Genomic DNA, 25,616 nt, shown 5'->3' on the forward strand with positions numbered 1-25,616 from the left:
GTATAGCTAAGTTAGAAAGCGATTTCAATAAAGACAGAATTTACAAGCCCTAAAAAAAGAGAGCGTGTCCTTTAAGACATCCCTCTCTTTTTATCTACTCTTCTAAAAGCTGGTTTTTAAACCGGTCAATGTCGACATCGGCACCAATGACAATTAAAATGTCGCCTTCTTCTACAATTTGATCGGCGCGTGGTGACACATTAATCGAAGACCCCTTTTTAATCGCAACGATATTGACACCAAATTTGGCCCGAACATCAAGGTCAACGAGCGACTTTCCATGCATTTTTTGACCCGACACCACTTCCAAGATACTATGTTCATCCGACAGTTCAAGATAATCTAACACATTTGTCGAGGTAATATTATGTGCAAGTCTGGCACCCATATCACGTTCAGGGTGGATGACATGATCAGCCCCAATTTTTCTGAGCACCTTCTCATGATAATCATTTTGCGCTTTAGCCGTGACTCTTGGTACTCCCATTTCTTTTAAAATAAGAGTCGTTAGGATACTTGCTTGTATATCATCACCAATTGCCACAATCACATGGTCAAAATTGCGCAATCCAAGGCTTTTAAGAACGTTCTCATCGGTAGAATCGGCAATAACCGCATGTGTCGCAATAGTGCTAAACTCATTAACACGATCTTCATCTGAATCAATAGCTAACACCTCGGCACCTTGTTCACTCAATGTGCGACAAATCGCCCCTCCAAAGCGCCCTAATCCAATAACAGCAAATTGTTTTTTCATTCTCCCCATCCTTTACAAGTCCCAAGTGATTTGCTCTTTCTAAGCTTTTTCTTTGTGCTTCGTGTCGTCCTTTTTTCCATAATCATGCCGGAAGCGGACCAGTCGAAAAACAAGAATCAAAGAAGGAAACAGTAAAGCTAGCCCCATTATGAAAGCAAAATAAATATCAGCCCGAATCCCATGCAGGCTTGAAAGTTCTTTTACTTTTATATAAGGATAAATGATATAGGGCAAGTGAGATATCCCATACCCAAAGAACGCAAAGAAATATTGTAAGGCAGCCAATATAAAGGCGACTCCCAAACGAATCTTCCGAAAGACCAGTGTGACGGCACCAAGCAAGCAAACGAGTGAGAGGATAAACATCCAGGCTTCATCTAAGCTTTTCATAAAGTGCTCAGGATTTTGCTGCTGCAAGGCTACAAATACAAGGGCACTGGCTAAGACGGTAGGACCGCTCCAAAAAAGAGCATATCCTCTTAGTTTCTCAAGGGCAAGATCATCCTTCACCTTTGTCGCATAAAAAGCAAGAAACATTGCACTTATATAGAGAACCGAAACAATAGAAAGAAACACCACTGACCAGGCATAAAAGTTGGTCAAAAATAAAGACCAATGGAAGATAAGCCTTCCTTTCTGATCATCTAAATAGCCACCTTCACTCACCGTTAATGCTGATGAGAGTACAGCAGGTAAACATAAACCGATTAATCCATATAAAAGGGTCCATAAGCGAAAACCTTTTCGATGTGTCCTACTTAATAAGAAGAATAATCCCTTTAAAATCAGCAAGATTAAGGCAAATACGAATGGCATAATTAGAGTAGGTCCGAGAAGTCGGGCTGCATCCGAAAAAGAATAAACAATTGCCATCATGATCACAAGTAAACCAACACTTATTGATTCCCAAAAAGGAGAAAGAAATTGCTGGATAATCTCTCCCAACCCGTTTCGCTCTCCATAAAGGGTTTCATAGCTGGCAAAAAAACCGGCGCCAAAATCCACGGAGGCTACAATGATATACCCATATAACAGGATCCAAAACAGCGTCATCCCAATCCATTCAGGCATTCCTTCTAACCCCCTGAATACAAATATTTATATCATTTTATAAGTATAACAACCTTTGTAGAGACAGACCTCAGCAAACAGTTATTTTGTCAGCAAAGTCAGTTATAAAAACAAAAACTCATTACTTTTTTAGCCATCAAGCAAGATTCTGTGCCAATTTGCGAAAAATCCACTTCTTTTGATCAAGATTTTAAGCAATAGTCAGTTATAAAAACAAAAACTCATTACTTTTTTAGCCATCAAGCAAGATTCTGTGTAGATTTGCGAAAAATCCACTTCTTTTGATCAAGATTTTAAGCAATAGTCAGTTATAAAAACAAAAACTCATTACTTTTTTAGCCATCAAGCAAGATTCTGTGTAGATTTGCGAAAAATCCACTTCTTTTTGATCAGGATTTTAAGCAGAGGTCTGTCCCTTAAAAAACCCTACATATATTCTATCAAACCTCCTGCTTGCGTGTCATCATGAGTTACTCCTTTGAACCAACTTCATGCAGGTTTGCTCTTAAAGAAGCCCGCATAACATTACCGTCCACTATTGGTCTTATCCAGTAATCCATATTTAACTTTAAACCGGGTTAAAATCTTGATCCAGCTTTTACTAAAAAGAGCAAGAAGGACAACATTACAAATCGCATGAATGGAGTCAAAATAAAAGCTCGCCGCATAAAGGGAGAACCATTCAGAAAACGATACTAAATGAAGGCTTAATACCTCCCACACATTCATTACCCAGCCAAACAGATAACCCGCTATTGCACCAAAAAGGCAACGAACCCAGATCCACTCGCTCCATTTCCACCGTCCCATTACCCCCGCTGCTCCACCAATCGAGCCCCATGCGAACATCTGCCAAGGCGTCCATGGACCCTGTCCTAACATCATGTTGGAAACGAGGGCGGCAAGACATCCCACCACAAAACCACTTTCACCACCAAAAGTCAGACCAGTAACGATAATGACAAATGTGGTTGGCTGAACACTTGGAAGGGAAGCAAAGGGAATCCGGCTAACTGCCGCTACCCCAGCGAGAACAGATAAAAGGACTAGTTCACGTGCCTTTAGCTTTTTTCTTTCAAAACGAAACATCATGAGGAGAAAAGCTCCTATGAGGATCATTAAACTTAAAAAGAGACTGTGACCTGGCATCCAAATCATTCCTGCTGCACCTATCCCAACTAACAAGAATAGAGCCACCATTAACAGCCGGGACACGCGATCCATCGCTTTTCAGCCTCCTCTACTGTGACAACCTCAGGAAGCCGCTCATGATTGCGCGTTAGGCGATTAATGGCTGTCGTATAAAAGGTGTTTCCTTTAAAAAAGGATTCAGGCGGGCCTTCCGCTGTTAGTTTTCCTTGAAAGAGCAAGGCACAGTTTGTCGCATACTTTGCTGCAAATTCGATATCATGCGTCACAATAACAAGCGTTCTCCCCTCCTCTTTTAACTGCCAAAACTCCTCACCGAGCTGCTCTTTCATAAATGGATCCATCCCTTTTGTCGGCTCATCAAATAGGAGGATCTCTGGCTGCCAGAGAAGGGAACCAATAAGAGCCACACGTTGCTGTTCACCGCCGCTCAAGTCATAAGGGTGTTTATCTTTAACAGCCTGAAGCTCATATTTCTCTAAATAAAAGTGAATGAGCTCCTGTCCATTCTCAATTTCATGTTGCTGGACAATAGCCTGCAATTCCTTCATGACCGTATCATGTATAAAAAATAACTTTGTATTTTGTGGAAGATAGCCAAAAAGCGGCTTGGAATGCCCTTTTACTTTCTTCCCTTTATAAATTAAGGAACCCGTTTGAGGCTGAGCCAATCCAGCCAAGACCTTTAAGAGGGTTGATTTCCCTGCACCATTGGCACCCAAAATTGCAAAGATATCCCCTTGTTTGACCGAAAGTTCAAGATCATCTAGAACAAGTGCAGAATCACGTGAGTACTTAAAATCTAAGCGGCGTGTCTCGAGAATGAGAGGCTGATTCGTTTGAGAAACCTTGGCGTCCGGCCGAACCTCTTCCCTTTTTTTCTGAACGACCGTTAAATGTGACAGCCACTCCCGCCCCTCTTTAACCGTTAAAGGTGAGAGCGCAGACGGTTCATTTGAAAAAGTTAGATAAAGCCTTGCTAAACTTGGCAAATAAGTCATGTACCGATCATCGGATGCCTTTTTGATTTCTTCGAGAACAGCTCTGGGGGCTCCATTATAAAGGATACGTCCCTCATTCATTAGAACGAAACGATCAGCGAGGGGGAGGACCTCCTCTAAGCGATGCTCAACCATAACGACCGTTAACCCAAATTCCCGGTTCATTTGCTCGACCAACTGCAAGAACTCTTTGGCGGTTACAGGATCGAGCTGAGCGGTGGGTTCATCTAATAAAAGAACGGATGGTTCAAGCAATAAGACGGAAGCTAAATTCAACAGTTGCTTTTGTCCACCAGAAAGCTCAATGGTTTTATTAGGAAGCAATGGTTCAAGGCCCAAGGCATGCACCATTTCAGCAACTTTTCGCCGCATTTCAGCTGTTGATACCCCCATATTTTCAAGACCAAATATAAGTTCCTCTTGAACGCGCTCCATGACAAGCTGATTCTCAGGATCCTGAAAAACAAACCCAAAGGTCTTAGCATGATCAATCGGCGACAGACTCATAAAAGGCGTATCCTTATAATAAATTTCCCCCGTCAAATAGCCATGCGGCGATATATCCTTCTTGAGAAGTCTAAGAAGTGTCGATTTGCCGCTGCCAGAAGGACCGCCAATCACAACCCATTCCCCTGGTTTAATCTCAAGATTAAGGCGATCCACAGCCGGTTTCTTCGTTTCCGGATAGCTAAAAGTTAACTGGTTCGTTTTAATGATCGCCACACAATCCCCTCCTTTCCATCGATAATGAGAGGTATAGAAAAATACAGAGCATTGACTCCCAAATAAAACCATTCTCTCCCTTGAAGGCGAAGCGTTTCAAGAACAGGCGTAAGACTTAAAATGGAATCACCTAGCCATACCCCATATAAATTAAGAATAAACAAAACAATTACAATAATAAGAACAACACCATCCTCAATTTGAAACCGAAACGGATTGTAAACAGTCCGTTTTGTTAAGCCATAGCCCCTTGCCGTCATGGAATCAGCTGTTTGGATCGCCTCTTCTAGTGACCACGTAACGAGGATCTGGACTAACCGCATAGCTGATTGAGTACGTGCAATAAGAGAACCGTGATGAACAGAAAGTCCTCTTGCTCTCTGTACGCTTTCAATCTCTCCCAGCCTATGACGAAAAAGCGGAATAAATCTGAGCGTCAACATAATTAGTAAAGCCCAACTGGGAAGAAATCTGGAAAATAAGAACAGAAAGCGGTCCGATGGGATCAAAAAATTAAAAATAGGTGTAAGAAAAAGAAGGGCCATAAGAGTAAGGGCAATCATGATCCCTCTAATCACCGCTTCAAGCATAATCGGATTACTACCTAAGTAAAACAAAATATGCTGACCACGATGATTAAATAAAGGGTTCATTAAGAAAAAAAAGAGGAAAAAGACAAGTGTTGTCCATCCCCATTGTTTAAAATAACGACCGCGATCATTATAGACGATATAAAGCCCAAGGATGATCACGTCCACAATTAAAAAGTCCGGATGCTGACACAGCGTTACCAATATAAAGCCGCCCACAAGGTAGATTAGACAAGTAAAAGGGTGAAACGTTTTAAACGGCCTATTCATTCGCTATTCCTCTGTTGTTGTATAGACCCATTGAAGCACATCTCCAGACTTGATCGCTGTTATTCCCGCACTTTTCGTTAACGATTGCTGATTAAGCTTAGCTACCCAGCCGCTCTTTGGACCGTGATCAAACTCATACAAATTATCAATACCTTCTACATAAGCAGATGCCCCTGTTCCGCGGACACTTGATTGAATCCCTTTCGTTTTTAATAGTCTTAAAGTGACACTTAGAAATGTATCTCCATTATTAATCGTAACTTTTGTTGGTCCTACAATAACATGATTCTCATACCCGATTATGGATATTGTCACCTGTTGTGAATGGGAAGTGTCAGTCGGTGATTTCTCCGATCCGGATGTGTCTTCTTTACTTGCATTAGACGCTGTCGACTTATTTTTGGTCGTTGATTCCGTCGTCTTTGGCTTTGACACCGATGAAGAGGCTGGAGTGCTTACAGCCCTTTTAGTTGAAGTCGAACTTGTTTGAGAGGTCGATGATTGAGTAACGGTTTCTTTTTTATCATTAGAAGAAGGCTTCGATGCTTCTTTTTTTAAAGGTGCTTGGCTACTCGTTTCGGTCTTCTTTTTCTCTGGAGTTCCGCTTGAACTTGTTGATTGGTTAGTTGCTTTGTCAGAGGCTTTCTTAGTGGAGGTCTGACCTGCGACTGCCTTGGCAGAGGTTTGATCTTTGCCCGCCTGCATCGTCTGCTTTGGTTCCCCTGATGAGCTTGCCCCAGATATCGGTGTCACCGTGTCTTTCTGACAGGCGATTAGACTCAAGAGCAGGAATGACAGGACGACTAATTTGATGATGGTTTGATAGCTTACTTTCATGATGTCCTCCTATGCCTTGCTTGGGTAAGCGTAAATAATATACCGTTTTGGCGCATTACCGATGTAATAAAATGGATAACAAGTGGTCAGAACTAATTCTTCTTTAGGCTTTGTCGAATGGATGATCGTCTTGTCATCCGCCATTACAATTTTTGTATGATCCACGGTGTAAGTAAAGGTTCCAAAAGGGAAATGGAGAATGATCTGATCCCCTTTTTCTAAGTCACCGACATGTCGAAAAACCGTATCTCGATGACCTGACAAGACAATTTGATTATGTTGCCCGGGAAATGATGATGTCGAATAATGTCCGACACCTTTAGCTAATTGATTTTCATTGGTCCCTTCCACAATTGGCAACGTGGCCTTTAGTTTAGGAAGATCCATTAACCCAATCGTATCCCCTTTATATGGGTTGAAATTTTTTAGCGATATAGAATCTTTTGGCATCGTGGATAAGGCTTCTGCCTTTTTTAATGTAACTTTCTCTTGTTTATGCCCGTGCCAGATATGAAAAGTTCCATAGCCACAGATCAATAGACCTGCAGCTATGAACAGAATGGGTATAAGTCGTGTGAGTTTCACGGTTAATGAATCCCCTTTTTCAACCAAAATCTTGCACTTAAACCCACACCTATCAATAAGAATCCTAGAATTAAATAATTATAATAAAAAGTTGCGGTTTCAGGTAAAGCGGCTCCTGTTGTGTCAGCTGAAGTCGCTGGCTTTTCAAGAGAGGCAGTTTGCTTTGCCGGAGATACAGTGGATTTTGAAACTTTCGCTGGATCTGAAGCTTTTACAGGTGTCCATTTAAATGAATAGAGATACCCCTGTTGTAAGAGTTGATGATCTGCCGCAAGCGCTAAGAAAGCTTGTTGAGTGGAAAAAGAGCTTTCATCATTGGCTTGCCAGTCGAATCCCCCATCTTTTTGTTGATAAGACAGAAGATAGGCCATCAAAGTTTTACCATCTTTCAAAACATAATCCGCACTGTTCGGATCGACACCGTTAGAGGCGAGTCCAATGATAAGCTGTGCAGCAGTCGAGCTATTATCCAGCTTATCGGCCTTCATTTGATCAGCTATATACACTTCCGCTTTTTGTATAGCTGTTTTAGTTTCTGCCGAATGGGATTGAGACAGTGCGGTTAGAGCCATTCCCGTTGTATCTAGATCGCTCGTCTTACTGCCGTCCCAAGCCCAGCCGCCATCCGTATTCTGAGCTTTAAGAATATAAGTTTCTAGCTTCACTTTCGTCCATTTTGCATGATTTGGAACAGGAAAATCAGCGCTGTTTAGGGCGATTAAACCAAATAACACGCCATTTAAGCCTTGCTTTGTTAGATCCCCATTATATATATTTTTCACAAGGTTATAGCCGCCTACATTGGTCGGATCTCCACCTGCTGCAAGAATGCCAAGGGTATAGCGCTCTGTATCCGTCACAGAGTGGAAAGAACCTTTTGCATCCCGAACGGTTTGCGTCACTTGTTTTAAATAACTGGCTGGGACCGTCTTTCCGGATTTAGCAAGAGAGATTGCCTCCCATTCAGATACCCCATTTTTTAACACATAGGAATTTGCTTGATTGATAGCGTTGGATAATTGCGCGCTAGTAATCTGTGTCACGTTTGTTTGAGAGGGTTGAGATGGCGTTGCGACATCGGACTCCTTTAGAGTGATGGTCAACTGGTCGCCGCCTTGAACTTTCGCCTGACTAATGTCAGATACGGTCGTTTTGGTTCCTTGATGATCGTCTACAATGTTCCACGTGTGCGTCGAATCTGACTTAAAATCACCAATTGATTGGAGATCTTGACCCGATAAAGTGACGTTATAAAAAGCTTGCATATTTTTCAAAACGGTCTGTACGGTTTCATCTGCCTGAACTTTTACAAAAGTGGACGTGGTTCCATACGTTTTATCCGGTATAGTGACGGACACTTCATCGTTTAAAGTACCCGTACCTGGATGATACTCAAATAAGAGTTGATCTCCGTCTTTTGGTTTATAGCTGTTTGCCCCCATTGGAGCGCTGACACCATTAACATAAAAAGTCCAATAATTCGAATAATCAGCAGGCGTTGTGACGCCGTCAATTGTCGAAACAAATCCACCTGGAGCATCGACATTTCCTTCACCTACAGCTGCTTTGAGCAGATCAAGCGCTGATTGAGACCCATCAACGGGTTCAGGTGTTTCCGCCTGAATAATTTTCCCGTTCTGACCAACAACCTCAACCTTTGCCTGATTAGTTGTTGCGGCATGAGCAGACGAAAAATAAAGTGTCCCCTGCACAAGAACAAATGCCATAATAAATAAAAATTTGATCGTATTCCTAAATGATTGCATGCCTGACCCTCCCCAAAACAATATATGATGTTGTGTTGTAACAAAAAAACTCCCCTTAAGGAGAGTTGGTTGTCATTTAGAACGTCCTTACAGTTATGTAATGAACGTGGTCTAAGACACCTCCCTATCCGCGTAGGTTTGTGGTGTTAAAAAACAGGCAGGTCTCCTGGCTCTAAGGACTTGTTACCTATGGCCTTCCCATCTCACACAGACAGTGGCACATCAATAGGAAACACCTTATTACAGTGGCGGGACCGCGTCGGACTTGCACCGAACTTCCCTTTTCATGATCGGTTATCTCATAACCTATCAACCTATTTTTAAACGGTTATTTAACTAGGGTTATCATAGCGCGATGTCGAACCCTCGTCAAGCCTTTGATTTCCTCAGAATTCTTGGTTTGCGCACCTTTTTTGGCGGGGGGGGGGGGCGGCGTCTTCGTGGGCAAATTGGCTTTGCACACCATTTCTCAACCCCCTCGCAGATTTTCGTGGGCAAGCTCCTCTTACCCGCCATTTTTCCGGGCGTCGCCGCTTTTTTCTTGCACAACCGCCCATGCGACTTCTATCATCAGTCCTCTCACCCTCAGAGCATTTGTGCTGGTTGCCATTTGCATACGCGCCAAGCCTTTAGGAGAAGGCCGTCGCCTAGTTGCACTAAAAAAGAGGCCTCCGATTAGAGAGGCGCTCTTCTTATTAACGATTAGCCGGCATTTAGGGCTTCAAATTGGCTGAGAATCAACTCGTAGTATTTTCCTTTTTTCTCCATTAATTGATCATGGTTTCCTTCTTCCAGGATGTTACCATGTTCCAGAACGACAATCTTATCCGCATCACGAATGGTTGATAGACGGTGTGCGATGATAATCGATGTCCGGCCTTTTAAGAGGGTGTTTAGCGCATCTTGGATGATTAATTCACTTTCTGTATCAATACTGGATGTTGCTTCATCCAAAATGAGAATTTTAGGATTAGCGAGCAGTGATCGTGCAAAAGACAACAGCTGCCGCTCACCAACCGAAAGGACATTTCCTCGTTCCTCAACCTCTGTTTGATACCCATCTTTTAATCTCTGGATAAACGGATCGGCACCCACCGCCTTAGAAGCGGCGATGACCTCTTCATCGGTTGCGTCTGGGCGGCCAAATCGGATATTCTCCATAATCGTTCCAGAAAAGATAAACGTTTCTTGAATAACCGTGCTGACTTCTTTTCGCAGCTCAGACAGCTTAATATTTCGAACATCAATTCCATCAAATTTAACGGCTCCCTTAGTTGGATCATAGAAACGTCCAACCAAGTTGGCAATTGTTGATTTACCAGAACCCGTATGTCCAACGAGAGCAATGGTTGAACCGGCAGGAAATTCAAGATTGATGCCATTTAAGGCCTTGCGTTTAGAATCATAAGCAAACTCCACATTCTCAAAATTAATCCGGCCTTTTATCGTATCCATGCTGATAGGATCATCAACATCTTTTACATTTGGTGTCTCATCTAGAAACTCAAAAATACGTTCAGATGAAGCCATGGCGACTAACAATTGATTGTATGTGTTGCCGATTCTGGAGATTGGGTCCCAAAACATTCCAAGATAAAAAGCGAACGAGACAAAAACCCCTGTCGTAATATGACCATGAAGGATGAGATAAGATCCCCACCAAATCAAAATGGCCGACCCGACTGCATTTGCCAATTGAACAAACGGACCAAATACAGCATTTTGCTTGGTTGCCTCCTTCCAACTTTCTCTTGCATCCGTATTAACTTTTTCAAAAAAAGCGCGGTTATTAACTTCTTGATTATAAGCTTGAGTCACTCGAATCCCTTGTAAGCTTTCATTGAGATGAGAATTAAGCTTTGACATTTTGACACGAACGTATTGCCATGACCGGCGGATCTTTTGGCGAAACTTCGTCGAAATGAAGAACATGATCGGAATGATCACCATTACGGCAATGGCCAATTGCCAGCTAAGTGAAAATAAAATAACGATAATCCCGATCAACATGATAAAATCGGTCAGCGTATTGATGACACCGTTCGTAAAAAGATCTTGAAGCGAGTTCACATCATTAATGATTCGGACAAGAATCGAACCCGCTGAGCGTGAATCAAAGAAACGGTTAGATAAGTATTGCACATGATTAAACAACTGCTTACGTAAATCGTAGATCATAAATTGCCCAAGTTTGTTCGTCAACTTAATTTGAAAGTAACTGCAGACATAAGAAATCAAATATAAAACACCGATTGCTGCGACAAGTTTAAATAGGTCGGATTCCTTCCCGTGTTTAATAATACGGTCAAATGCCACCATCCCAATCAAAATAGGGACAAAAAGACGAATGGCTGTTCCAATTATTAAAGTAATGATTGCACCTGGAAGGATTTTCTTCGAATACGGTTTCAGATAGATGAGAAGCCTTGATAATTGGCTCCAATTAAACTTTTGAACAGCAATTTTGTCATTTGTATAGTAAAATCGCTCTCTATTTTGAAGCGATTTGGATTCGGCTTGGTCCTGTGCCAAATGGTCCACCTCCTAGCGACTATTAACCTGAGATTTTAAAAGATCCCGGTCTTTGTATTGGATTTCATAAATTCGACGGTACAGACCATGTGGTTGATTAACCAATTCGTGATGAGTACCTTTCTGAGCAATTTCACCATTTTCAAGAACAATAATTTGATCAGCGTGCTGAACAGATGAAATTCGATGAGCAATGACAAATGTGGTCCGACCGTTCATGAGCTCACGAAAAGCCGCCTGAATTTTGGCTTCCGTTTGCATATCAACAGCACTTGTAGAGTCATCTAAAATAAGGATACTTGGATTCATAATCAATGCGCGTGCAATTGAAATCCGTTGCTTTTGTCCGCCTGATAACCCCAATCCTCGCTCACCGAGTACTGTATCATAGCCGTCAGGAAGCTCCATAATGAATTCATGGGCATCCGCTCGCTTGGCAGCCTCTCGAATTTCCTCATCACTCGCATCAGGATTTCCATAAGCAATGTTGTCTCGAATGGTTGAAGAAAAAAGGAAGGTTTCTTGTAAGACATAGCCAATGCTCTTACGTAAGGTTTTTAAATTGAAATCTTGCACATTGACCCCGTCAATCAACAGTTCGCCTTCTGTCACATCATAGAACCGAGAGATCAATTGTGTAATGGTAGTCTTACCAGCACCTGTTGCCCCCATTAACCCGATCACTTCGCCCGGTTTAGCCTCAAAGGTGACATTCTTAAGCGCATAACTTGTTTCATTCGGGTAAATTAACGACACATTATTAAATTGAACATGCCCTGTAATCGGAATTTCCACTGCATTTTCTGGTGACTGGATTTCAATAGGCTCATCTAAGATTTGCAGCAACCGTTCACCCGATGCCTTTGCCTGAGAAAATGTATTCACCAGGAAGCCGAGATCCATAAGGGGTCCCATAATGTACCAAACCAAACTGAAAAAGGCAAACAAGCGGCCAGGACTCAGTTGACCGGTCATCACATAATGGCCGCCTAATCCCAAGAGAATAACGACACAAATATTTCCTATAAACCCCATGAAAGGAAAATATTTAGCCCAAATCAAAGCCGTATTAATCTGTTGATCTTTGTAATCCGTATTATGTTCAGAAAAGCGGTCGATTTCTTCATTTTCTTGTGAGAGCGCTTTTACAGTGTTCATCCCGCTAATATTTTCTTGTACACGTGTGTTCAATCGACCCATTGACTTCCGAATTCCTCGGAACGCCGGATGGACTTTGCGATCAAACTTATAAACCGTTACACAAAGAAACGGAGTCATAAGAAGAGTCACGACCGCAAGTTGCCAAGAATAAGAAAACATAATGATTAAGCTTAGTCCAACGATTAAGATGAAATTGAAAAGTTGAGTAAAGCCAAACGACAGGAAGTTCCGGAATCCTTCCACATCCTGTGTTAAACGAGACATCAAATCTCCAGTTCGGGCATTATCGTAGTAACGAAATGGAAGATCTTGAAGCTTTTTATACAAGGCTTTTCTCAATTCATAAACGGCACCAATCCCAAACTGGTTGGACCAATAAGATTGAAAGTAAGCGGCGAACCCTTTAAAAACCATAAGGATAATAAAACCAATAGCTAAATAGGCCGCCAAATTGTAATGCTTCTTGTTTACAACATTATCAATTGTCTGCTGTAAAAAAATGGGATAAAGTACGGTAATGCCTGTCACTATTAGAAGAAAGATAATAGAACCGACAAAATATCGTCTGTAGGGCCAATAAAATTGTTTTAACCTTTTAAACGTTTCCATGCTGTCACCTACCTATTCGGTCATAAAATTGTAACAAAGATTAATATATCGGATTTCGAAATAAATAACCACACGTCAAAACCTTCAAATCAATCGAAATGGCGTCAATTAAGGCGGTATACACCGTTTTTTTCATACAATAATTATTAATTTATCAAAATTCGCAGATTTACTTAAAAATACATACCATTCCATTATTATCGCCCCCTGAAAGTACAAAAATGAATCAACAGCCTAAACTTTTAAAAGAATGTCTCTATTTTGACAAACATTTTAAAAAAAGACCATTAATAAGCCTATTATTTTTTGATGAGAAAATGCCTGTTTCCTCATAAGAAGATCCTCCCCACTAAATTTAGGACAGCCCTCGAACTTATTTGTGTGCTCTTATCTTTTTGAAAATGATGCTCACTGGCTTGTTCCCCTCATTATTCCCGGAATGATCAACCCTATTTGTTTGAGATGCGAGTTGAGGCCCTCTATAATTATAGGTGCCGTCTTATGAAAAAAGAGGAGGATTGCTTCCTTAAAGGGCTTATCTGTTATAGAATGGTTTGATCAAGAGATCCGTACTAATAGAGGAGAAGCGATTGGGGATTCTACCACGATCCTTTTTTGTAACGAATGAAGCTTGATGGCAAAATGGTCCAAGGAGTGTATGACAAATGACTAATTTACAAAAATATCTAAGTGAAGATTTTTGGGTAACATTAATATCCAAAGTAGGTGTAGCCCTCATCCAAATTGCGATTGTCTTCATCATCTACTTAATCGTTAAATCAATTGGAACAAAGGTGATTGAGCGCTCCTTTGAACGTTACAAGGAGAAGCGAGAGGTTTCTTCTGGACGAGTTATAACACTAGAAAGATTGCTCCTTAACATATTTAGTTACGTCTTGTTTTTTATCTTTATCGTCATTATCTTTCAAACATTCGGTCTTAAAACATCTAGTTTATTAGCAGGAGCCGGAGTTGTGGGATTAGCTGTTGGTTTTGGAGCACAAGGTCTTGTCAGTGATATTGTTACAGGTTTTTTTATTTTATTAGAGCAGCAAATCGATGTTGGAGATTATGTAACAATTGGAAATCTTGACGGAATTGTAGAAGAAGTGGGTCTAAGAACGACCCATTTAAGATCCTTTGATGGGACCGTTCATTTCATTCCGAACCGGGGGATCTCGACGGTCAGTAACCATTCTCGCGGCAACATGCGCGCATTAGTCGATATCAGCATTGCCTATGATGAGAACATCGATGAAGCGATCAAAGTCATTCAAGACACTTGCGATAAAGTAGCTGAAGGAAACGAAATGATTATTGAAGGACCGAGTGTACTTGGCGTTCAAACAATCGGGAGTTCTGACGTTGTACTCCGCATCATTGCTCAAACAAGGAACGGTGAACAGTGGGAAGTCGAACGAATTCTGAAAAAGGCGATTAAAGAAGCGTTTGATGAAAATGGGATTGAAATTCCATATCCACATCAAGTCTATGTGCACAAAAACGACATCAATAACGCGCGCAGCACTCAATAAAAACAGGCATACCAAAACACGTTTAAAACGATTAAAAGGAAGCGAACCTATCGTTCGCTTCCTTTTTTTAGGCGTTACTCTGTTCTGCTTCATCCAGATCGTAAATTTCCACACTCTTGATCCAGGAGCCTTCCAATTCATGGACTTTAATTTCTAAATGCTCCACTTGGACCACCTCATTAAGCATAAGGTCGGGATTATCGGCTAGGATCAGACCCGCGATCGTATCAATATCTTCATGTTCAATATGTGTATGAAACTGACGATTAATATCCGTTGTTAGCGTTTTGCCATCGACCAAATAACGGCCGGGCCCAATTTGTTCGATCGTTGCCCGTTCATCCTCATCAAATTCATCGCGAATTTCTCCTACAATTTCTTCAAGTATGTCCTCAACCGTCACCATCCCTGAAGTTCCACCATACTCATCAACTAAAATCGCCATGTGCTCCCGCTTTTTTTGCATGATAAGAAGGAGTTGTTTGATCGGCATCGTCTCGTGGACTCGCAGGATTGGACGAATGTGAGCTTCTAACCGAGGGTCTGTTATACTGTCAAAGCGTTCGCTTGAATAGTAAAGTTCTTTTATATTAATAACCCCGACAATATGGTCTTTATCCCCTTTGGCAATCGGATAACGGGTGTAGGTATGCCGCTTCATTTCGTCTTTATTTTCTTCAAGGGACCGGTCAACGAACAAACAGATAAGTTCAGTTCTTGGTACCATAATTTCACGGGCGACACGGTCATCAAAATCAAAAATGCGATTCACATATCGATACTCCGCTTGATTAATCTCACCGCTTTGATAACTTTCGGAAAGCAATAATCTGAGTTCCTCTTCAGTATGAACTTCCTCCGCTTCTCCCATTGGTTTAATCCCAAATAACCGAGAAACAGCATTTGCAGATCTATTTAATAACCATATAAAGGGAAAAGCAATGCGGCTAAACCAAATCAACGGTTTCGCACTCCACATCAAAATAACCTCAGCCTTTTGAATAGCCATGCTTTTAGGAGCCAGTTCACCAAAAACAACGTGAAATAATGTGATGATTAGAAATGCTAAAATGCCTGAAATGGTAAACGAAAGGGTTGAGCTAAATGGCAAGGTATGAAGCAGTGGCTCTAATAATCCCTCAACAACGGGCTCCCCTAACCAACCAATCCCAAGAGAAGCCATTGTAATTCCCAATTGACAGGAAGATAGATAGGCATCCATCTCTTTTAGGACGCGCAAACCGTCTTTTGCCTTTTTCTCCCCTTTTTCGCTTAATGCTTCTACACGGGATTTTCTCACTCTTACAATGGCAAATTCTGCAGCCACAAAAAATGCGGTAAAAAAGATGAGAATAAGAACACAAATTAATTTTAATAACATAAATAACTCCCCACGATTCAAACTTTTCTTTCTTAAACGCTGCAGTTAAGCGATGCAAATCTTGAACGCATCCCCCTATTCATGTATAGGTTTTCTCCATTGCACACTTTCCAAGGGTTGACATCTATATGTAAAGAATTCGCCTAATCCGCAGGCAGCCCGATGATCGTTTTCCCTGACTGTAGACGAACAAGTGTCACCCAACTTATCAAAATCAATTCCTTTTCTGGATAAAAAACGTGTTGGAGAACAACCATGAAGCCCTAAAAGCCGTTCCGTAGACTTCTGGTACTTATCCTTACGTAAAAGCTATCATCATGGTTTCAAAATGACCTTTTATCTTTTTGGCCTTAAGTAGATAAACATCGATATGAAAAAGCAGCCCTCAGGCTGCTTTATTCAACGCTTCCCTTAGATTAAAGATTTTGTTCAACGGCTTCGCAGACGTCATCCGCGCTCATCCCAGTTGCGTCAATTACTGGGCTTTTCGTAGCTGTCGTTTGGATTCCCATCACATCACGGTCCTGTCCAGTGACGACGCAGCAATCACATCCGTTGATATCTGATTCTGAGCGAAGTGTCACCACTTCATACCCTCTGTCTTTAAGGGCTTCAGACACCGCTGTAAGAGATTCTTCAACTGCAATTCTTGCCATTCTAGAAAACCTCCTCTGTCTTCTTCCAAGCTCCCCGTCATTGGGGCTATTCTTAGATTGGCAAAAAGAGGCGGCCCTTATTCGTTTTCCCTTTTATCAATTTCAATCATACACCTATTATAGAAATAAAAAGGAATTAGGAATGAGGATGACCTAAGAAGGTCAAATAACGCGCGATCACATCAACCGCAACCGGGATTGCCGCTTCATCCGGATTAAGCGTTGAAGTATGAAGCCCCGATTCAGAAGAAACGCCTAGCCAGAACATAAAGCCTGGGATTTCTTTAAGAAAATACCCAAAATCTTCGCCAGTCATGGCTTCCTTAGCTTCAACGACTTCTATGTTATGAAGTCGTGCAAAAGAAAGGAATTTTTCGATCTCCTGCTGATGATTGTATACTTGATAATAATTGGAGCCAAAATCAATGGTTACCTCGCAATCAAAGGCCATTTCAATCCCTTTTGCCTGTCGTTCGACCTCGGATTTCATCATCTCCATAGATTCCGGAGTAAGCGCCCGGATTGTCCCCTCTAAACGAGCCGATTCGGCAATCACGTTTTGTCTTGATCCACCGGTTATCTTCCCAATCGTCACCACACCACTGTCGAGCGGATTCACCCGCCTTGACACAATCGATTGGAGCTGGGTGATTAAGTGAGCACCCGCTACGACCATATCATTGGCAAGGTGAGGAAAAGCAGCATGTCCTCCCTTTCCCTTTAAATCGATAAAGAGCTCAGAGGTGTTAGCAAATAACAATCCCGGTTTTGTCGCAATCGTTCCAGTTGGATATTCAGGAGCAATGTGCAGAGCCATCATCATGTCAGGACGCCACTCTTGAAATTGATCGCTCTGCATCATCGGTAAAGCTCCACCTGGTCCTTCTTCAGCTGGCTGAAAGACGAATAGGAGATCTTGTTGTAGGGGCGGCTGCTCTAACAGTCGCGCGATCACGCCGAGGGCAATCGTCATATGTAAGTCATGACCACAGGCATGCATTCTCCCTTCATGCCGTGAAGTAAAATCAAGACCAGTTTCCTCTATAATGGGCAAACCGTCTATATCCGTTCGATACCCAAGTGTTCGAGTTGGATTGGTTCCCTTAAGTTTGACAAAGAAGCCGGTTTTCCAGGTCTTTATTTCGATCCGTTCTTGATGAGGAAACGTTTCGATAACCTTCAATAAATAGCTCTGAGTTTTGATTTCCTCAAATCCTAATTCCGGAATTTGGTGCAGCTGTCTTCTTACTGAAATTAAATCAAGTCCCATAATAACCTCCTATAAGAAGAGCGGAAGAGTCCTTGGTCTGCCACACTAACCCAATACTGAATCAACAGGACTTCTTCACCACTCTAAATCTTTCTTATGCTTAAAGAATGGTCTTTTATTTTGGCTCTTTTCTAAAAGATTGTTGCTAGTTGATAAAAATAGGTGGAAATAGGCGCGACTCTTGCGGGAATAGCAAGCCAGGTGAGACCCCGCAGGCGTATTTTGCCGAGGAGGCTCACGGATTGCCCGCGGAAAGCGAGCTTATTGGAGCCTAAAAAAAACAACAAAGTTTACGAAAACAGCCTTTATTTTTCTTTTAACTCAAGGCCTAGAACTGACCAACCCCCATCGCTCGTAACGTAAACGGATGAGTTAGTCGGATTAGGGTTGGCTGCAAAAAGATTTCAAAAAGGGGCTGACTTCATTGAAGAGTCAGGCCCCTTTTGTCCAGTGTTATTAATCGCGTTCTTAGTCTTCTTTAAGCTGTCTAAGCTCTTGCTTAATTTCGACTTTCGAACGTGTCTTGTCATCAATTTCTTTAATAATTCTTGCAGGAACACCGGCAACTACTTTATTCGCTGGAACATCTTCAATAACAACAGCACCTGCTGCTACTACTGAGCCCTTCCCGATTTTTACCCCTTCAAGAACAACCGCATTGGCACCAATCAGTACATCATCTTCTAAAATCACCGGCTGGGCAGAAGGCGGTTCAATAACACCGGCTAAAACAGCGCCAGCACCTACATGACAGTTCTTACCCACTGTAGCTCGTCCACCTAAGATCGCGCCCATATCAATCATCGTGCCTTCACCAATAACAGCCCCAATGTTAATAACAGCGCCCATCATAATGACGGCATTATTGCCGATTTCGACTTGATCACGGATAATAGCACCTGGTTCAATACGCGCTTGCACTTTCTTTGTATCCAAAAGCGGAATAGCCGAGTGACGGCGGTCATTCTCTAATACATAATCCTCAATTCGTGACGAGTTCGTTTCCAACACATCGCGAATGATTTTCCATTCACCAAAAAGCACACCTGTCGTTCCATTGATAAAACTCTTTGTGCCTTCGCCGAAGTCAATGCCTTCCAAATCCCCTTTTATGTAGACCTTTACAGGTGTTGATTTTTCACTGTTTTGAATAAACGCAATGATTTCATTGGCATCCATCATGGTCCAAACACCCTCCCTTTAATCGCCTGCCACAGCATTAATTGCCTGGCTTCTTTTTTTCCTTTTCTTCTTTAGAAGTCTAAAGTCTCTTCTATGTTAACGAATTTTTGCGATGAAGTCTATTAAATCCTTCAATCAAACGGATACTCTTCTCTCACTAAATCAACGAAAGCTTTTACTTGCCGAAGTTCTAAAGCTTCTTCAGAGGTCAATAACCACGTCCCGCGTTCGAGTCTGCTTCCCGATACATCAAGCAACGGTAAACGAGAGATACTTTCATCCCGCTCAGTCAGGCTAATTCCTGGCAAGATCGCATAACCAATTCCATTCAATGCCATTTGTTTGCATGTCTCAATTTGATCAACAATGATCGTGCGTTCAGGACGTTTTTTAAAAGTTTGATGCCACCAATCTTGAATGACATGATGATAGTTTGAATCACTCCGGAATTGAATATAGGGCCTTGGTGTTTTTGGAAGATCCTCTATTGATTCAATTTGGGTATCGACTAAATGCAAAGCATCCGAGAAGAGATGATGCTTAGTGCCCCGCCATTTAGGATTTCCTCTTATAATGCCGATGTGACTGTCATCCTCATACATATGCCTTAGGATCTCACTGGACCAGCCTGTCATTAGTGAAATTTTCACTTGAGGATATCGGGCAACATATTTCTTTAACATTTTCGGAAGCCAATATTGGCCGATTATAGAGGCCACTGCAATTTTTAAGGTACCATAGATTTCCTTGACATTCATTTGCATTTCTTCACGAAGATGTCCTTCGATCTCAAGCATCTCCTTAGCAAATTGGGCCACTTTTTCTCCTTCTGATGTAAGAATCAGCCCTTTCTTTGATCTTACGAATAAAGGGATGCCCCAATCTTCTTCAATCGAATGGAGGCGCTGACTGAGTGCAGGCTGAGAAACAAAAAGACGCTCTGCGGCTTTTCTCATATTTTTTTCTTCGGCCAAAACCGAAATCACTTGCATGTCCGATCTTTGCATTTTGATCCTCCATTAAACAAGACTCACCTGTGGAGATGATAGCACTCATTATAATGGATTCCAGCTTAATTCGCGACCTTCTTTAGATACAAAATAGAAAAATTCCTCTTTTCTCATCAGAAATGGGAACCGTTAAAACACGTTTCGATTCAGAAAGACAACCGGAAATGATGTTTAGAAAAAGGAGGTTATCCTATACCGTTTTCCCCTCCTAAGGAAAAAACAACGAATAGGATAACCTCCTTTAGTAATTTAGACTTACTTTACAGGTAGGACTTCATGACTAATATCCCTCAAGTAATGGTTCATGAACTTAAGCAAAGCACTTCTTGGGATAATCCCTTTAAAATTTTCTTCCTGATCTACTACACACAAAAAAGGTTCATTTATCGAAAGTTTGACAACGGTTAAGAAATCATCATCCGGGTGAACAATGGGGACAGAGCTTTTCATGACGTCTTGCACTTTAAACTCCGATAACTTTTCAAATTCGATCCGTTCAATTCCAAAGATATGATTTAAGATCATCGTTTTACTTACGATTCCTTGGAATTTATTTTTTATGTCGACTACTGGTATGGCCGAATATCCTGATTTGACAAGAACAAGCAAAGCGTGTTCTAGTGGGTTATTCGATTGAACGACTGCTACTTGCTCATCAGGAATGATCAAATCCATTATATTCTTATTAATGACATCACACTCTTTTAGTCGTTTCAAGGTCTGTCAACTCCTTTTCCTTCAAAACCATGAAAGCCTTTTCACAACCATACAATAGTTTATCACAAACAGCTTGTTCAGGTCATGATCTTTTCCATCCATTTTTTTATTTCTGGATGCCATTAGTTCTTCTCCAATTAGAGAATTACCCCTATATCCTATTCATAAAACCTTAAGAATATCTTAAAACGAATTCAATGAGGTCTGAAGAGTGACTGATTCACTTTCTATTATTTTTTAGAAAACTATGTCGAATTCATGTAAGTTTTGGCGAATCTATTTAAATGTTTTCTTGATTATAGGATAATGACTTGAAGTGACTTTTCTATTAAATCGAGAGGAGACGGCTCAAATGCGCGACGAGATTGAAAAAAAACGACAACAGCTTATTCTTATCGCGAATAAGTATGGATTAAATGCTGAATTGACGCTGAAATGCAGTCGCGAATTAGACCGCCTTCTTGACAATTATCAAGAAAAAACACTACTTTCTAATAAAAATATAAATAGTGCCACTAACTAAAAGCCTAATCCTGTTTAAATCCTCATACCTTAAACTTTAGAAAAGGAGCTTTCCCATTGAAATGGGTACCGCTCTTTTTTTATACCCTTTTTCTCATAAATAATGATCAATATGTAAAAAATAAAGTATTCTAGGCATCCTGAGGAGGCGAATTTATGAAAGACGATCATACCCTTGATTATGTCTTGGAATCTCTGTCAAATTGGGTGGATACTCATCATAAAGCAAAAGCGCTTTACGAAAAACTTATGCACCATTCCTACAAAAATGAAGAGGACTTTGCCAGAGCCCTCTCAGCCGAAGAGGCTCACTTTTTGTCCGACGTCCTTTCAGAAGAAATCAACTATGCCGAGCAAGCTGGAGACAAAGTACGACTTGGACAGTTGAACGACATGTACGAACAGCTTTATTAAGTTTCTAACCGATTCGTTCCGATTGGTGTCCTTTTCAAAAATGGCTGCTTAGTGATCCTGATCAAAATGGCTGCCATGATCATGACGGGGTTATCCAAGCCCCTTTACCTTGTTTCCTTAACAACTTTCGAACTTTTGGATAAATGCCGCGGCTGACCGTCCGCACTGCTTTAGGATCGATCTATTTGAATCCGTTCTTTTTTAGCGAGGGGACCTTCCCCTTGCTTTTTCTTTAGAATTGGACTTCCTCAAGGTGAAAACGGGTTTCCATAAGTTGCGCCTATTGGTAGGCCTACCTTTTATTTTAACTTTTTTAAAAACCCTCTTGTATAACGACAAACGTGTCATTTATAATAACGACATAGGTGTCATTTTTATTTGGAGGAGGTTCTTTCATGAACCCGCAATTGTTAAAAAGTAAATCCTATAAGGCCCTAATTTCCGCACAGACGGTCAGCAACCTCGGCGATTGGCTTTACATTTTAGGCTTAATGGCTTTAGTCGGAATTAAATGGCACGGGTCCCCTCTTGAGGTCTCACTTGCCATGCTCATGATGTCACTGCCCTCTATTCTCTTTGGCTCACTTGCTGGAACGTTGGCCGACCGAATGGACCGCAAATTCTTAATGGTCCTCTCCGATCTCACACGGGCTGCGATCATGGTTGGAATTGTAGTTGCCTCCCAATTGTTTGAAGTGTATCTCCTTGTCGCACTCCTCTCCCTTTTCTCGACTCTATTTGAACCTGCCAAACAAGGCAAATTAAAAGAAATTGTGGCTGAAGAGTTGCTGCAATCAGCCGTCTCCACCAGTCAGTTAATAAATAATGGCGCAAAAATAGTAGGTCCAATTATTGGCGGTGCCTTAATTGCTATCACGAGTGTCACTTGGGCTTTTTATATTGACGCCTGCTCGTTTCTCGTTTCCGCCTTGTGCTTGACTTTCTTGCCTAAGACAGAGCGATTCAGCCAAACAAAAGAAACGCCAAACGAAACAAAGACCTCAAAATCAAGCTTCGTCCACCAGCTTGCTGAGGGCTTCCGCTTTCTCAAAACCACACCGACGCTTCTCGTTGGTGTCGTCATGTTCAGTCTTGTCATGTTTGTTCTCCAAATTTCTGATTCCCAATTTATTGTCCTTTTTAGAGAAATTCACGGATCCAGCATCAATATATTAGGCTGGCTCATGGCGGGAAGCGGTCTAGGCGTTGTATTAGCCTCGATTTATTTAAACAAGAAAGAAATCACTTCCTTTATTGGTTTATTGGCCATTAGCAGCGTCGTCCTCGGACTTGGCTATATGGGCATAACGGCTGGAATCCATATGCCCATTACCATGATCGAGATCCTTTATCCGATTGGCGGTGTGGTGGTCGGGTTTTGCTTTGGGCTTTCTCTCATTCCATTTGAAGTTATGGTCCAAAAACAAACCCCCGAACAATTTACAGGACGTGTATTTGGTACAATCGGGAGTTTGACAACACTTTCTGTTATTTTGGGGACATCAACCGGAGGAGTGCTTTCACAATTCTTCGGTGTCCATTTGACGTATTACCTGGCAGGTGGATTACTTGTTCTTGTTGGACTCGTTGTTTATAGTAAACGTAAGTCATTAGAAAGAGGGAATCGCAATGCCCAAGGTGAGCCCGGAACACTTCAAGAAACGGCGGGCCGAAATTCTTGAAGCCGCTAAGAAGGTATTTACCAAAAAGGGATTCGAGCCGACAACCATGCAGGATGTGGTGAAGGAATCAGGGATGAGCCGTGGCGGTGTTTATCAATATTTTTCAAGTCCTGAAGAGATGTTTATTGCCATACGCGAAGACGGCTTCGAAGCGTTTGACAATTACTTAAGGGAGTTATTAGACACACATGAAACCGTGTGGGATGCTCTATTGGCCTATGTTAACAATTATATTTACGAACCCGAAAGTGAAGGAATTTCTTTCGGCCTCGTCTCTTATGAATATTCGGTTGTCTCTTGGCGAAATGAACAGCATCGTCAGGTTATCTTAAACCAAGCGCTAAAAGCGACTGAAACGTTTAAGGACTTTCTGCAAGTGGGAGTAGACCGCGGAGAATTTACTCCCCTTTATTCTCTAGAAGCGATTGCTTTATTTATTTTTAATGTCACAGACGGCCTTCTTCTTCATGCCGTTTTTGCTTCCGAAAGTGCCAATCATTTGTATATCAATGAACAAGTGGCCAGTCTTATTTTATATCTAAGAACCGCCCTGCAAATTAGAGAATAAATAACTTTTGATTTGCGTTTTTAATAAAACGTCAAGAGATTTGCTAGGAAATTTAACATTAAATTTCGGTATCTTTAGATGAATGCAATCATAAATTGATGGTGTCTCATTTTTTGGCAGTCAAAAAGACTGGATGTCGATGACTCACCAGTCTTCTTGGATGTCCATTCCCGCTTATGCCGGGCTGACTTGCTCTCTTGAACCGTAAATACATTCGATTAACCGCCCCATAATAATAGGTGCTTTTTCACCTTCTATAATCAGTAGGAGTTCATCTTGATCTGCCGTTAAAACAAACAGAATAAGTTCAGTCATTCTATGTATCTGACAGACTGATTCATTGTGGTAGAGAAACAAACGTTGTCCCGACTTCGAGCAAATGGAATAGAAATCAATGAGCTTTGGAAGATCAAAATCAGATGCTCTAATCTGATATGATAGGATGCTTTTCATGTTGTCATACTTCCTTTCGTGTAATCTCTCTTCTTTTATTTTCCCACAAAAAGAAACTGGACTGTACCGGTTAATTTTGTCGAATCTTATATAACTTTCGAGTTTTTTCGAGTAAAATCAGCGGATTATGGTCTTTATTCTCAAAAAAAGCGATGCCTTTTGGCATCGCTTTTTTGCAACCTGAGAAGTATGAACCTCTGAATCTTGAACCAAACTAACATCAATTCAAGATAACTGGAGGTTTTTCGTTTGTATCCTACACAGCCTTATTTTAATAAAGAACAAAAAGAAAAAACCATTGTTCATACCTTCCCGCCGCAACATCAATCCCAGATGCCCGGGCATGAGCATGAAATGAATCCTTTACCAATTGCCGATAACCCCTCCTACAAAGCAAGCGGAAAATTAAAAAATAAAATAGCGATCATTACTGGAGGAGACAGCGGCATCGGCCGTGCCGTGGCCATCACTTTTGCCAAAGAGGGGGCGAAGGTTGCGATCGTCTATTTCAATGAAAAAGAGGATGCCGAGGCAACCAAACAGATGATCAACGCTTACGGCGGACAATGCCTTTTGATTGAAAAAGACCTGCGTGAAGAAACAAGCGCCGAGGAGGCGGTTAAAGAAACCTTAGCCCAATACGGCGCCCCCCATATTCTTGTTAATAATTGTGCGGTCCAATACCCACAGAAGTCGATCCTTCAGATTACAAAAGAACAGCTTTACAAAACCTTTGAGACCAACTTTTTTTCTTACTTTTTTATGGCTAAAGCGGTCTTACCGCATATGACGGCAGGAGCATCCATTATTAATACAGCATCGATCACGGCTTATAAAGGAAACAAGACGCTCATCGATTACAGTTCGACGAAAGGCGCGATTGTGTCCTTTACCCGGTCTCTATCCTTAGCGCTTGCCGAAGAGGATATTCGAGTGAATGCGGTGGCACCAGGGCCAATATGGACACCGTTAATTCCTGCTTCCTTTGATGCGGACAAGGTTAGCCAATTTGGAAACAACACGCCAATGAAGCGTGCCGGACAACCCTTTGAACTCGCACCTGCCTATGTGTACCTCGCCAGTGATGATTCCCGTTTCATGAGCGGACAAGTTCTTCATATTAATGGCGGCGATATTGTTAATGGTTAACACTTAAGAAGGTTTTTTATAAAATT

The 25,616-nt window shown here is 41.6% G+C and carries 23 protein-coding genes and 1 riboswitch; of the genes, 6 read left to right on the forward strand and 17 right to left on the reverse strand.

The features are described 5' to 3' along the window. Positions 1-94: 94 nt before the first annotated feature. The 10 genes from PU629_RS16675 to PU629_RS16720 all read right to left on the reverse strand — a co-directional run bounded on the left by PU629_RS16675 (position 95) and on the right by PU629_RS16720 (position 13,051). Positions 95-766 carry a potassium channel family protein gene (locus PU629_RS16675; protein ID WP_275281174.1) on the reverse strand — a complete coding sequence of 224 codons (672 nt, stop codon included), beginning with the start codon at positions 764-766 and terminating at the stop codon, positions 95-97. Positions 767-796: 30 nt separating this feature from the next. Next, positions 797-1,828, reverse strand: coding sequence for a cytochrome d ubiquinol oxidase subunit II (locus PU629_RS16680; RefSeq protein WP_275281175.1), 1,032 nt, complete (start codon positions 1,826-1,828; stop codon positions 797-799). Positions 1,829-2,353: 525 nt separating this feature from the next. Then, positions 2,354-2,977, reverse strand: a complete 624-nt coding sequence (locus PU629_RS16685; RefSeq protein WP_275284473.1) for an ECF transporter S component — start codon at positions 2,975-2,977, stop codon at positions 2,354-2,356. Between the two features lie 50 nt (positions 2,978-3,027). Continuing rightward, positions 3,028-4,701 (reverse strand): ABC transporter ATP-binding protein, encoded by a 1,674-nt coding sequence (locus tag PU629_RS16690; protein ID WP_275281176.1) that lies wholly within the window; start codon positions 4,699-4,701, stop codon positions 3,028-3,030. Continuing rightward, positions 4,674-5,561, reverse strand: coding sequence for an energy-coupling factor transporter transmembrane component T (locus tag PU629_RS16695; protein ID WP_275281177.1), 888 nt, complete (start codon positions 5,559-5,561; stop codon positions 4,674-4,676). Before PU629_RS16695 ends, PU629_RS16690 begins: the two co-directional genes overlap by 28 nt. Before the next feature lie 3 nt (positions 5,562-5,564). Then, entirely contained in the window at positions 5,565-6,398 is an 834-nt protein-coding gene (locus tag PU629_RS16700) for a DUF4430 domain-containing protein (RefSeq protein ID WP_275281178.1), read from the reverse strand. Positions 6,399-6,407: 9 nt separating this feature from the next. Next, entirely contained in the window at positions 6,408-6,983 is a 576-nt protein-coding gene (locus tag PU629_RS16705; protein ID WP_275281179.1) for a class D sortase, read from the reverse strand. 2 nt (positions 6,984-6,985) lie between these two features. Further along, positions 6,986-8,749 carry a DUF4430 domain-containing protein gene (locus tag PU629_RS16710; RefSeq protein ID WP_275281180.1) on the reverse strand — a complete coding sequence of 588 codons (1,764 nt, stop codon included), beginning with the start codon at positions 8,747-8,749 and terminating at the stop codon, positions 6,986-6,988. A 139-nt stretch (positions 8,750-8,888) separates the two neighbouring features. After that, positions 8,889-9,082, reverse strand: a riboswitch (cobalamin riboswitch). Between the two features lie 369 nt (positions 9,083-9,451). Continuing rightward, on the reverse strand, positions 9,452-11,281 hold the full coding sequence (locus PU629_RS16715) for an ABC transporter ATP-binding protein (RefSeq protein ID WP_275281181.1): 1,830 nt from the start codon (positions 11,279-11,281) through the stop codon (positions 9,452-9,454). A 12-nt stretch (positions 11,282-11,293) separates the two neighbouring features. After that, complete coding sequence (locus PU629_RS16720; RefSeq protein WP_275281182.1) at positions 11,294-13,051, reverse strand: ABC transporter ATP-binding protein; 1,758 nt, start codon at positions 13,049-13,051, stop codon at positions 11,294-11,296. 665 nt (positions 13,052-13,716) lie between these two features. On the opposite strand from PU629_RS16720, the gene PU629_RS16725 reads away from it, so the two are divergent. Next, on the forward strand, positions 13,717-14,586 hold the full coding sequence (locus PU629_RS16725) for a mechanosensitive ion channel family protein (protein WP_275281183.1): 870 nt from the start codon (positions 13,717-13,719) through the stop codon (positions 14,584-14,586). A 67-nt stretch (positions 14,587-14,653) separates the two neighbouring features. Here the strand turns inward: PU629_RS16725 and PU629_RS16730 are convergent, their stop codons facing one another. The 6 genes from PU629_RS16730 to cbpB all read right to left on the reverse strand — a co-directional run bounded on the left by PU629_RS16730 (position 14,654) and on the right by cbpB (position 20,802). Further along, positions 14,654-15,967: a hemolysin family protein gene (locus PU629_RS16730; RefSeq protein WP_275281184.1), complete on the reverse strand. Its 1,314-nt coding sequence runs from the start codon at positions 15,965-15,967 to the stop codon at positions 14,654-14,656. A 416-nt stretch (positions 15,968-16,383) separates the two neighbouring features. Further along, positions 16,384-16,623 (reverse strand): YkuS family protein, encoded by a 240-nt coding sequence (locus tag PU629_RS16735; RefSeq protein WP_275281185.1) that lies wholly within the window; start codon positions 16,621-16,623, stop codon positions 16,384-16,386. 136 nt (positions 16,624-16,759) lie between these two features. Continuing rightward, positions 16,760-17,893 (reverse strand): N-acetyldiaminopimelate deacetylase, encoded by a 1,134-nt coding sequence (locus PU629_RS16740; protein WP_275281186.1) that lies wholly within the window; start codon positions 17,891-17,893, stop codon positions 16,760-16,762. Positions 17,894-18,361: 468 nt separating this feature from the next. Next, a complete protein-coding gene (dapD, locus tag PU629_RS16745; protein WP_275281187.1) occupies positions 18,362-19,075 on the reverse strand; it encodes a 2,3,4,5-tetrahydropyridine-2,6-dicarboxylate N-acetyltransferase in 714 nt (237 codons plus the stop codon). Between the two features lie 131 nt (positions 19,076-19,206). Then, positions 19,207-20,082 (reverse strand): transcriptional regulator CcpC, encoded by an 876-nt coding sequence (locus tag PU629_RS16750; RefSeq protein WP_275281188.1) that lies wholly within the window; start codon positions 20,080-20,082, stop codon positions 19,207-19,209. A gap of 258 nt (positions 20,083-20,340) precedes the next feature. Beyond that, positions 20,341-20,802 (reverse strand): cyclic-di-AMP-binding protein CbpB, encoded by a 462-nt coding sequence (cbpB, locus tag PU629_RS16755; RefSeq protein ID WP_275281189.1) that lies wholly within the window; start codon positions 20,800-20,802, stop codon positions 20,341-20,343. A gap of 352 nt (positions 20,803-21,154) precedes the next feature. On the opposite strand from cbpB, the gene PU629_RS16760 reads away from it, so the two are divergent. From PU629_RS16760 to PU629_RS16775, 4 genes are all read left to right on the forward strand, one after another. Then, on the forward strand, positions 21,155-21,325 hold the full coding sequence (locus PU629_RS16760) for an aspartyl-phosphate phosphatase Spo0E family protein (protein ID WP_275281190.1): 171 nt from the start codon (positions 21,155-21,157) through the stop codon (positions 21,323-21,325). 155 nt (positions 21,326-21,480) lie between these two features. Continuing rightward, entirely contained in the window at positions 21,481-21,738 is a 258-nt protein-coding gene (locus tag PU629_RS16765; RefSeq protein ID WP_275281191.1) for a sporulation protein, read from the forward strand. Between the two features lie 395 nt (positions 21,739-22,133). Beyond that, complete coding sequence (locus PU629_RS16770; RefSeq protein ID WP_275281192.1) at positions 22,134-23,420, forward strand: MFS transporter; 1,287 nt, start codon at positions 22,134-22,136, stop codon at positions 23,418-23,420. Beyond that, on the forward strand, positions 23,368-23,988 hold the full coding sequence (locus tag PU629_RS16775) for a TetR/AcrR family transcriptional regulator (protein ID WP_275281193.1): 621 nt from the start codon (positions 23,368-23,370) through the stop codon (positions 23,986-23,988). Before PU629_RS16770 ends, PU629_RS16775 begins: the two co-directional genes overlap by 53 nt. 174 nt (positions 23,989-24,162) lie before the next feature. On the opposite strand, the gene PU629_RS16780 is transcribed toward PU629_RS16775, so the two are convergent. Next, positions 24,163-24,441 carry a hypothetical protein gene (locus tag PU629_RS16780; RefSeq protein WP_275281194.1) on the reverse strand — a complete coding sequence of 93 codons (279 nt, stop codon included), beginning with the start codon at positions 24,439-24,441 and terminating at the stop codon, positions 24,163-24,165. Positions 24,442-24,690: 249 nt separating this feature from the next. Here PU629_RS16780 and PU629_RS16785 point away from each other — a divergent pair, with 249 nt between their 5' ends. Continuing rightward, positions 24,691-25,590, forward strand: a complete 900-nt coding sequence (locus tag PU629_RS16785) for an SDR family oxidoreductase (RefSeq protein ID WP_275281195.1) — start codon at positions 24,691-24,693, stop codon at positions 25,588-25,590. Positions 25,591-25,616: the final 26 nt, after the last annotated feature.

Origin of the sequence: Pullulanibacillus sp. KACC 23026 (assembly GCF_029094525.1) — a bacterium.
Classification (GTDB): Bacteria; Bacillota; Bacilli; order Bacillales; family Sporolactobacillaceae; genus KACC-23026.